The organism is Mesorhizobium sp. M7A.F.Ca.CA.004.06.1.1 (assembly GCF_003999135.1).
Classification (GTDB): Bacteria; Pseudomonadota; Alphaproteobacteria; order Rhizobiales; family Rhizobiaceae; genus Mesorhizobium.
In genome coordinates, this window is sequence record NZ_RZPQ01000148.1 from 1 (window position 1) to 9665 (window position 9665).

The 9665-nt window shown below is 63.1% G+C and carries 10 protein-coding genes; 3 read left to right on the forward strand and 7 right to left on the reverse strand.

The features are described 5' to 3' along the window. On the forward strand, positions 1 to 1400 hold a 1400-nt coding region (locus EN906_RS11850), incomplete at its 5' end, for a glycine cleavage T C-terminal barrel domain-containing protein (RefSeq protein WP_281060439.1). Positions 1401 to 1549: 149 nt separating this feature from the next. Here EN906_RS11850 and EN906_RS11855 read toward each other — a convergent pair. From EN906_RS11855 to EN906_RS11885, 7 genes are all read right to left on the reverse strand, one after another. Then, on the reverse strand, positions 1550 to 2137 hold the full coding sequence (locus EN906_RS11855) for an NAD(P)H-dependent oxidoreductase (RefSeq protein WP_127268477.1): 588 nt from the start codon (positions 2135 to 2137) through the stop codon (positions 1550 to 1552). Next, on the reverse strand, positions 2137 to 2718 hold the full coding sequence (locus EN906_RS11860; protein WP_127268478.1) for an NAD(P)H-dependent oxidoreductase: 582 nt from the start codon (positions 2716 to 2718) through the stop codon (positions 2137 to 2139). The genes EN906_RS11855 and EN906_RS11860 overlap by 1 nt, the downstream gene beginning before the upstream one ends. 205 nt (positions 2719 to 2923) lie before the next feature. Further along, positions 2924 to 4327 (reverse strand): FAD-binding oxidoreductase, encoded by a 1404-nt coding sequence (locus tag EN906_RS11865; RefSeq protein ID WP_127268479.1) that lies wholly within the window; start codon positions 4325 to 4327, stop codon positions 2924 to 2926. Continuing rightward, positions 4327 to 5619 (reverse strand): cytosine deaminase, encoded by a 1293-nt coding sequence (locus EN906_RS11870; RefSeq protein ID WP_127268480.1) that lies wholly within the window; start codon positions 5617 to 5619, stop codon positions 4327 to 4329. Before EN906_RS11870 ends, EN906_RS11865 begins: the two co-directional genes overlap by 1 nt. A gap of 186 nt (positions 5620 to 5805) precedes the next feature. Continuing rightward, on the reverse strand, positions 5806 to 6657 hold the full coding sequence (locus EN906_RS11875) for an ABC transporter permease (protein WP_127268481.1): 852 nt from the start codon (positions 6655 to 6657) through the stop codon (positions 5806 to 5808). Next, entirely contained in the window at positions 6644 to 7471 is an 828-nt protein-coding gene (locus EN906_RS11880) for an ABC transporter ATP-binding protein (protein ID WP_127272562.1), read from the reverse strand. The genes EN906_RS11875 and EN906_RS11880 overlap by 14 nt, the downstream gene beginning before the upstream one ends. Before the next feature lie 12 nt (positions 7472 to 7483). After that, positions 7484 to 8488 carry an ABC transporter substrate-binding protein gene (locus EN906_RS11885; RefSeq protein WP_127272561.1) on the reverse strand — a complete coding sequence of 335 codons (1005 nt, stop codon included), beginning with the start codon at positions 8486 to 8488 and terminating at the stop codon, positions 7484 to 7486. A 265-nt stretch (positions 8489 to 8753) separates the two neighbouring features. On the opposite strand from EN906_RS11885, the gene EN906_RS11890 reads away from it, so the two are divergent. Together EN906_RS11890 and EN906_RS11895 are read left to right on the forward strand one after the other, a co-directional pair. Continuing rightward, positions 8754 to 9137 (forward strand): RidA family protein, encoded by a 384-nt coding sequence (locus tag EN906_RS11890; protein WP_127271694.1) that lies wholly within the window; start codon positions 8754 to 8756, stop codon positions 9135 to 9137. Between the two features lie 54 nt (positions 9138 to 9191). Continuing rightward, a partial coding sequence (locus EN906_RS11895) for a creatininase family protein (protein ID WP_164777154.1) occupies positions 9192 to 9665 on the forward strand: 474 nt, incomplete at its 3' end.

Genomic DNA, 9665 nt, shown 5'->3' on the forward strand with positions numbered 1-9665 from the left:
GCTACAATTCGATCGGCATCGTCTCATCCGGAGGCGCCGGCATGGCGCTGGCGCAGTGGATCAACGATGGCGAAGCCCCCTTCGACCTGTGGGAAGTCGACATCCGCCGCGCACAGCCGTTCCAGAAGAACCGCCGCTACCTCAAGGAGCGCGTCTCCGAAACGCTCGGCCTGCTCTATGCCGACCATTTCCCCTACCGCCAGATGGCGACCTCGAGGAATGTCAGGCGTTCGCCGCTGCACGAGCATCTGAAGGCGCGCGGCGCCGTTTTCGGCGAAGTCGCCGGTTGGGAGCGCGCCAATTGGTTCGCACGCGAGGGCCAGGAGCGCGAATACCGCTATCCCTGGAAGCGCCAGAACTGGTTCGACAACCAGCGCGAAGAACACCTCGCGGTCAGGAATGGCGTCGGCCTGTTCGACATGACCTCGTTCGGCAAGATCCGTGTCGAGGGCCGCGACGCTCGGCACTTCCTGCAAAGACTATGCGCCAACGACATGGACGTCGCCCCGGGCAAGATCGTCTACACCCAGATGCTCAACCAGCGCGGCGGCATCGAGAGCGACCTGACGGTCTCGCGGCTGTCGGAAACGGCTTTCTTCCTCGTCGTCCCCGGCGCCACGCTGCAGCGCGACCTGGCTTGGTTGCGCAAGCACGTCGCCGACGAGTTCGTCGTCATCACCGACGTGACGGCGGCCGAAAGCGTGCTCTGCCTGATGGGCCCGGACGCGAGAAAGCTGATCCAGAAGGTCAGCCCCAACGATTTTTCCAATGATAAAAATCCGTTCGGCACGTTCCAGGAGATCGAGATCGGCATGGGCCTGGCCCGCGCGCATCGCGTCACCTATGTCGGCGAACTCGGCTGGGAACTCTATGTCTCGACCGACCAGGCGGCTCATGTCTTCGAGGCGATCGAGGAGGCAGGTGCGGATGTCGGCCTGAAACTCTGCGGCCTGCACACGCTGGATTCCTGCCGCATCGAAAAGGCCTTCAGGCATTTCGGCCACGACATCACCGATGAAGACAATGTGCTGGAAGCCGGCCTTGGCTTCGCGGTGAAGACCGCCAAGGGCGACTTCATCGGCCGCGAAGCCGTGCTGCGCAAGAAGGAAGCCGGCCTGTCACGCCGGCTCGTTCAGTTCCGTCTGAAGGATCCAGAGCCCCTGCTCTTCCACAACGAGGCGATCCTGCGCGACGGCAAGATCGTCGGCCCGATCACTTCAGGCAATTACGGCCATCATCTCGGCGGCGCCGTTGGGCTGGGCTATGTGCCTTGCAAGGGCGAGAGCGAGGCGGATGTGCTGGCCTCAACCTACGAGATCGAGATCGCCGGCGAGCGCTTTGCGGCGGAAGCGTCGCTGAAGCCGATGTATGATCCGAAGTCAGAACGGACAAGGATGTAGCACCCCTCTTCCTTCGCCCCGTTTACGGGGAGAAGGTGGCCCGAAGGGCCGGATGAGGGGCGGCGCCAACCTCTGCAATGTTCGTGCTGCCCCTCATCTGCCTGCAGGCATCTTCTCCCCGTGGAGCGGGGAGAAGGACGCCAATTCCCTCAAAACCGCTCCAACTTCGCCCGCACCTTCGCCAGAAACGCCGCCCGCGTTGCCGGCGTCGAGGCATCCATCAGATAGTGCGCCAGGAAAAACGTCCGGCAGCGCGTCGCGCACAGCGCCCGCATGCCGCGCAGCAGGGTCTTGCGTCCCGGCTGGCCGACGACGACGCTCCACCAGGTCGGCGCGCCGCAGGTTGTGATGACGCCGACCTTGGTCACATGCGTCATCAGCGACTTGATCCGTCCCTTGCCGGCCGGCAGCTTGAAGGCGACGTCCGTCGCCCACACCCGGTCGAGCCAGCCCTTCAGCATCGCTGGCAGCCCGTACCACCATGTCGGATAGACGAACAGGATCGCCTCGGCCCAGTTGAGCAGTTCGAAGTGCGGCTTCAGTGCCGGGTCCTGCGGCGCCTGGTCATTGTAGGAGCGCCGCTCATCGCAGCCCATCACCGGGTCGAATTTCTCCGCATAGAGGTCGAGCAGCCGCACCTCCCAGCCTCGTCGCGTCAGCACGTCCACGGCGGTGTCGCGGATGGCCGCGCAAAAGCTCTCGGGCACCGGATGGCAGTAAACCACCAGCGCGCGCATCAGAAGGCATCCATGCTGGCCGCGACCTTGGTCATGAAGGCCTTGCGCGTTTGGTCGGTAGACAGGTTCATCGCGTAGTACGCGAGATAGCTCACCGGCGCGCCCGGTTTTACGGTGGCGCGCAGCATGCGCTTGATCAGCTTGCGTGGCGGATCGCCCATCAGCATGGCGCGGAACCGGCTGCCGCCATAGGTGGTCACCGCTGCAACCTTGCGTATGTTGTGCAGAGACGGCTGCGCCTTGCCATCGACCAGTTTGAACGACACGCCGGGCAGGAAGACGCGATCGAAAAAGCCTTTCAGGATCGCTGGAAAGCCATAGTTCCAGACCGGATAGGAAAGCACCAGCGCATCGGCGCGCAGCAGGCGTTCGACATAAGGCGCGGCAGCGTCAGCGGCGCCGCGTTGGCTGTGGTAGTCCAGTCTTTCCTGGCGCGTCATCCGCGGATCGAAATCCTCCGCGTAGAGATCGCAGTCGTCCACCGCATGGCCCGCCGCTGTCAGCCGCTCTACGATCATGCGGTGCAGGCCGGCATTGAAGCTGGTCTCGACCGGATGGGCGTAAAGGACGAGGATGTTCATCGGAGGACATCCTGCAGGTCAGCGCGAGGCACCCCCCTCTGCCCTGCCGGGCATCTCCCCCTCAAGGGGGAAGATTGGCGGTTTCCGCGTTGCTGCCTATCTGCGACGTTGATGGTTAGCGAAAGCAGCGCGGCAGTCTGATCTCCCCCCTTGAGGGGGAGATGGCCGGCAGGCCAGAGGGGGGTGCAGCGCCACACGCTGGTCATCAGCTTGCCCTCTGCAGCCCCTTGAAAAGGAATGTCCGGCCCGACCGGTAGTCATAGTCCGGGTTCTCCCAGGCGATCATCTTGCCGGGGTTGAGCAGGCCTTGCGGATCGGTTTCGCGCTTGAAGGCAAGCTGCACCGCGTCGGTCTGCTTCATGCCGCCCTCTTCCAGCGTGTAGCGATGCGGGTTGAAGATCGGGCAGCCATTCGCTTCATGCAGACGCACGATCTCGTCGAGCCGCGCCTCGGTGGTGAACTTGACCAGCGGCAGGCCGAAGCAGGTGATGTTGCCGTCCAGCCGTACGAACTCCAGATGCGAGAACACCTCGCCGGGAAACATCGCATCCATCTTCTCGACCAGCGCCAGCTGGTTGGGAAAGGGATAGAGCGACTGCAGATAGGTAATCGAAGGATCGACGCGCAGCGCCCTCAGCGTGGTGTGGTTCCAGGCCAATTCATAGGCCGGCGGCAGGCCCTTTTTCTCGTCCGGCGTCGCCGTGGCCGCATTGTAGATCACCTCGCCACCGGCACGGCGGGTGAAGGCAAGGAAAGCGTCCAGCCCGTGCCGCGCCACCATGACGACGCAGATGCTTTGCCCTTCCCGGAGGAACTTCTGGTGCCGCTTGAAATAGAGTTGCGGCACGGGTGCGGCTATCGGCGTGATCAGCTTGGTCAGGATACCGTCCTGACATGCCAGCGCATTGCCATACCGGGCGACATCCATGAAAGCGTCGAAGCCAACGATGACATCGATCCATTCATAGGCCGCGGTCAGCGGCATCTCGACCTCCGATATGATGCCGTTGGTGCCATAGGCGTGGGTGACCTTGTGCAGATCCTCGCCGGTGAGTTCGAGCGCTTTCGGTTCGGCCTCCATCGTCACCACACGCAGGCGCAGCACATTGCCGAAATCGCGCAGGCCGCCGAAATTGATCGAACCGACGCCGCCCGAACCGCCGGCGATGAAGCCGCCGATCGAAGCGGTGTTGTAGGTGGACGGCGACAGCCGCAGTTCCTGCCCGGAATGCGCCCGCGTTGCCTTGTCGATATCGGCCAGGATGGCCCCCGGCCCGGTCACCACGCGACCTGGCGCGATCGACTTGATCTCGTTCATCTCGGCAAGGTTGAGCACGACGCCGCCGGAGAGCGGCATCGCCTGGCCGTAATTGCCGGTGCCGCTGCCGCGCGGCGTCACCGGCACGCCATGGCGGTGACAGGCGGCAAGCACGCGGATCAGTTCGGCCTCGTTCTTCGGCGTCACGATCAGGTCGCCGGTGACATGGTCCAACTGCTGCTTCAACACCGGGCTGTACCAGTAGAAATCGCGGCTCTTCTGCTGGACGATGGCCGGATTGTCGTCGACCTTCAGGCCTTCGAGATCGCGTTTGAGCGCCGAAACGTCCATTATCCCACCATCAGTTCGTCGAGTTCGGCATAGTCGGGCAATTGCCGGTCGATCGCCTTGCCGCCGCGCACCACGATGCGATCCGATTCGGGTCGCGAGAGCAATTCCGTCCAGCTTCGGCCTTTGAACAGGATGAAATCGGCATCGCCGCCGGCGGCAAGCGTGCCGAAGCCATCAAGCCGCATCACCTTGGCCGGCGTCGCGGTGACCGCTTGCGGCCAGTCGGCGACCGGATGGTCCAAATGCAGGATGCGCGTCGCCATGCGGTAGACCTCCAGCATGTCGAGATCGCCATAGGCGTAGAAGGGATCACGCGTGTTGTCGGAAGCGACTGCCACCGGAATGCCCCTCGCCTTCATCTCGTGCAGCAGCGTCACACCGCGCCAGCGCGGCGTGGTTTGGTCGCCGCGCCGGTCCTGCAGATAGAGATTGCACATCGGCAGCGAGACGACGGCGAGCCCGGCCTTCGCCACTTTGTCCAGCGTATCGAGCACATCGAGGTCCGGCTGGCGCGCGAGCGAGCAGCAATGGCCGACGAGGATCTTTCCTTCGAAACCGTTCCAGAGAGCGGCCTCGGCGATCTTCTTCAACGATATGGCGGAGATATCATCGGTCTCGTCGGCATGGAAATCGAGATCGAGGCCATGCTTGATCGCTTGCGCGAAGACATGGTCGAGCAGTTCTTCGAGGTCCGGCACCATATAGGTGACGACACCGAGCACGCCCTTTGCCGCGGCAACCCTTTTTGCCAGTCTGTCGAACCACTTTTTGTCGCGCACGCCTTCGATGCCGAGCAAACAGGCGCCCTGCAATTCGATACGGCCGCACCATGCCTCGCGCATCGTCTCGAACACTGGCCAGGAGATCTCCTCCTGCGGCGCGACGCTGTCGATGTGGGTGCGCAGCGCCCGGGTGCCATGGGCGTAGGCGCAGCGCAGTGAAAAATCCATCCGCCGCGCCAAATCCTCGGCGCTCCAGCGTGCCACGCGATCGGCTCCGGCGGCATTCAGCGCGCCCATGAAGGTGCCATCGGGATTTGGTTTCCGCGGCCAGATATGGCCTTTGTCGATATGCGTGTGGCAGTCGACGAAGCATGGGAGGATTATACGGCCGGCGAGGTCAATCGCATCGGCGGATCGGCCATGCGCGGTGATGCTGGAAATCTTCCCGTCGGCCACAGCGATGTCGGCAAGCCCGAAGCCGTCAGCATCGAAGGGCGCGGAAAGGCCTGGTGCCAGTGAGCGATGAAGGCGAACATTGGCGAGATGGTAAGAGCCGAAGGTTGGTATCAAGCGTTGCCCCCCTCTGTCCTGCCGGACATCTCCCCCTCAAGGGGGGAGATTGGCAGCGTCCGCGCCGGATCTTTTTTTTCAACGTTGGAGATTGGCGAAGGTCGTGACAACAGCCAATCTCCCCCCTTGAGGGGGAGATGTCCGGCAGGACAGAGGGGGGCGCTTCGCGCCAACCTTTCAGTCATCCTAGCGCTCCTGCTTCAGCGCGCTTTCGTGCCAGCGCCGCAAAATGAGATGCGAAATCAGCGACAGCACGAGGAAGATCAAAATGCCGGTCAGCGAGATCAGGAACAGCGCCGCGAACAGCCGCGGCGCGTTGAGCCGGTAGCCGGCCTCGATGATGCGCGAGGCAAGGCCGGACGACTGGCCGGTGGTGCCGGCGACGAACTCCGCCACCACCGCGCCGATCAGCGACAGGCCTCCGGCGATCTTCAGCCCACCGAGGAAATAGGGCATCGCGGCCGGCAGCCTGAGATAGCGCAGTTGCTGCCAGCGCGTCGCGCCGTTGAGCTTGAACATGTCGCGCAGATTGCGGTCGACGGAGTTGAGGCCAAGCGTGGTGTTGGACAGGATCGGAAAGAAGGCGACGATCCAGGCGCACAGCAGAAGCTTGGTCGTCTGGTCGTTCACATAGATGTTGATCAGCGGAAAGATCGCCACGATCGGCGTCACCTGCAGCACGATGGCGAAGGGGAAGAACGACATCTCCACCCATTTCGATTGTGCGAACAGCACCGCCAGCCCGACCCCGCCGATGACCGCCAGAGCCAGGCTGAGGAAGGTGATGCGCAAGGTCACCAGCAGCGAGGAAAACAGCAAGCCGGCATCGTTGTAGAGTGTCCACAGAACCACGCCCGGGCGTGGCAGGATGTATTGCGGAATCTCATTCCAGACGCAGATGCGATCCCACAGCCAGATCGCCAGGATCATGATCGCCAGCGGCAGCACCCATCGGCCGATCCGCTCGAACCGCGCCTGGCGCACGCGGCGCGCCTCCTCGGGGTCGAGTTCGAGCGCCCGCTCGTCAATGGCCGTCATGATGCGCGCCTGCTGTTGAATTGATGGCCTTGACCAGCACATCGGAAGCCTGACGGCACAGTGCCGCATAGTCGGGCGAGGTGCGAAACGCCTCATCGCGCGGATAGGAGGCCTCGATGGCAAGTTCGTCGAACACCCGGCCCGGCCGCGCCGCCATGACAACGACGCGGTTGGACAGGAACACGCTTTCAAAGACGCTGTGGGTGACGAAGACGACGGTGAAGCGTTCGTCCTGCCACAGTTCCAGGAGATCATTGTTGAGCTTGAAGCGGGTGATCTCGTCGAGTGCCGCGAACGGTTCGTCCATCAGCAGCACGCGCGGTTTGGTCACCATGGCGCGTGCGATCGAGACGCGCATCTTCATGCCGCCGGACAGTTCGCGCGGCACCGCGTCTTCGAAACCGGTCAGGTGAACCCGCGCCAGCATTTCCGTCACCGCAGGTGCCGCCTTGGCACGGGAAATACCTTTCAGCCGCAGCGGCAGCCAGACATTGTCGAAGATGTTGGCCCAGGGCAGCAGCGTCGGCTCCTGAAAGACGAAGCCGATGTTCGAGCGGTCAGCTGAGCCGCCGCCGCGCCAGTCGAGCACGCCGGAGGTCGGCGTCGACAGGCCGGCGATCAGCCGCAGCGCCGTCGACTTGCCGCAACCCGACGGCCCGAGCAGGCTGAGGAAATCGCCTTCCCTGATGGTCAGGTCGACATCGTTGAGCGCCGTCACGCCGTTGGAGAAAACCTTGCCGACGCCACGCAGCGCCAGAAGCGTCGGGGCCGCACCCGATGCAGCCGGCGCTTGCGCCACCTTTTCCCTTATCATACCGGGACCGGCCTATTTCTTCAGCTCGAGCCCGACGCCTTTGTTGATGAAGGTCAGCGTGTAGGCCTTCTTGATGTCGATGCCGGCTGGCGTGACCTTGGCCTTGACCATCTTGTCGTAGAAATTCTTGATCCGCTCGTCGGTCATGGCGCCGATGCCGAGCTTTTCGGTGTCGCCGGAATCGGCAAGGCCGAACTTCTTCATCTGCTCGATCGAGAACGCGATCTGCTCGTCGCTCATATCGGGATTGTCTTTCTTGATCATGTCGTTGGCGGCCTTGTTGTCGCCGTACAGATATTTGTACCAGCCCTTGGCCGAGCCATCGACGAAGCACTGGACCACCTCCGGCTTCTTGTCGATCGTATCCTGCATCACCTCGATCGTCGTCGAATAGGTGTCCCAGCCATAGTCGGCGAGCAGGAACTGGTTCGGCACGAAGCCGCCTTCCTTCTTGACCGCGAACGGCTCCGAGGTGACGTAGCCCTGCTGGATCGACTTCTTGTTGGCGAGGAAGGGAGCGGTGTTGTAGGTGTAGGGCGCGCGCTTGGAAGCGTCGAAGCCGAGTTCGATGACCATCCACTGGAAGAAGGTCTGCACGCCCTCGTCGCCCAATATGTACTGGTCGGCGTTCTTCAGGTCCTCCCATTTGTCGAGCCCTTCGCCGGGGTGGGACATGATGACCTGCGGGTCCTTCTGGAAGTCCGCCGCCACCACGCGCATGGGAATGCCTTGCTGGACGGCATCGAAAGCCGACAGCAGATTGCCGCCCATGTAGAAATCGATCTTGCCGGCCAGCAGCAGCGGTCGGCCGCTGACCTGCGGACCGCCCTGCATGATGGTGACGTCGAGGCCGCAGGCGGCGTAGGTGCCGTCCGCCACGGACTGATAATATCCACCATGCTCCGGCTGGGCCAACCAGTTGGTGCCGAAGGTGACTTTCTCATTCGCAGCAGCACCCAGCGTGCTGGCTGCAAGCAGGGCCACCGCCGCCACCGAGATCTTCTGTTTTCCGTACATCCACACCACCCTCTGTTTGCTCCGGCGCGCCACGCGCCAGGCTCGACACCAAAGATTCAAGAAGCAAGACACATGCCACCGGCGTCTGGCGCCGGGGCCGCCCGCTTGAAAGACGTTGCCATGCCAAGCGCGGACGGGTCATGCTGTACGAAAGGCATCGTGCCTATTTTTTGAACGGCTGTCCACAATCGCCCGGGCAACATGCACCGCCATCTTGAAGGTGTAATGGGTCCGGCTTTAGGCTGGCGGCACCCAGGAGATTGCCATGTTCAGATTCCTCACCCCGAAGTCGATCAAGCCGCCCTTTGCCCGCTACAGCCACGGCGTCGAGGTACCGCCTGGAAAGCGGCTGGTGCTGTGCTCGGGTCAGGTTGCCATAACCGCGGACGACCAGATTCCCGAAGAGGCCGGCGCGCAGGCCGAACTCTGCTTCCGCAACATCGAAGCGATCCTCGGCGAAGCCGGGCTGGGCCTACGCGACATCATCCGTATCAACGCCTATGTCACCGACCGCGCGCATCTGCGGCCCTATATGGATGTCCGCGACCGGCTGTTTTCCAGCCCCGCGCCGGCCTCGACGCTGATGATCGTCTCCGGCTTTGCCCGACCCGAATTCAAGGTCGAGGTCGAGGCTATCGCGGCCGGGTGATCGACAGACAACCTCCGCCGCGCTAGGTCTGGCCGTTCATCGAAGAGGCATGACATGACTGTTGCGAAGAAACGCGTGTGGTGGGGCGACTACCGGACCACCGAATACGCCTCGATCGATCCGGAGGCGACGATCGCCGTGCTGCCGGTGGCGGCGATCGAGCAGCATGGCCCGCATCTGCCTGTCTCGACCGACACCTCGATCATGAACGGCATGCTCGACACGGTCATTTCGCGTCTGCCCGACGATCTCGACATCCGCATCCTGCCGGTTCAGGCGGTGGGCAAGTCGAACGAACATCTGCACGCGCCGGGCACCCTCACTTTGCCGGCAACGACGCTGATCGAAGCCTGGACCGAGCTTGGCCTGTCGATCGCGCGCGCTGGCGTGCGCAAGCTGGTCGTGGTCAATTCGCATGGCGGCAACGAGGAGATCATGGGCATCGTCACGCGCGAATTGCGCGTGCGCGGAAAGATGCTGGCGGTAAAGACCAGCTGGCAACGGTTCGGCCGCCCGGCCGGCATGTAC

Excerpts from the sequence above, each read along its gene's own strand:
- EN906_RS11855 (WP_127268477.1), bottom strand. The coding sequence starts at position 2,137 with ATGCGCGCGCTGGTGGTTTACTGCCATCCGGTGCCCGAGAGCTTTTGC.
- EN906_RS11860 (WP_127268478.1), bottom strand. The coding sequence starts at position 2,718 with ATGAACATCCTCGTCCTTTACGCCCATCCGGTCGAGACCAGCTTCAAT.
- EN906_RS11865 (WP_127268479.1), bottom strand. The coding sequence starts at position 4,327 with ATGGACGTTTCGGCGCTCAAACGCGATCTCGAAGGCCTGAAGGTCGAC.
- EN906_RS11875 (WP_127268481.1), bottom strand. The coding sequence starts at position 6,657 with ATGACGGCCATTGACGAGCGGGCGCTCGAACTCGACCCCGAGGAGGCG.
- EN906_RS11880 (WP_127272562.1), bottom strand. The coding sequence starts at position 7,471 with ATGATAAGGGAAAAGGTGGCGCAAGCGCCGGCTGCATCGGGTGCGGCC.
- EN906_RS11885 (WP_127272561.1), bottom strand. The coding sequence starts at position 8,488 with ATGTACGGAAAACAGAAGATCTCGGTGGCGGCGGTGGCCCTGCTTGCA.
- EN906_RS11890 (WP_127271694.1), top strand. The coding sequence starts at position 8,754 with ATGTTCAGATTCCTCACCCCGAAGTCGATCAAGCCGCCCTTTGCCCGC.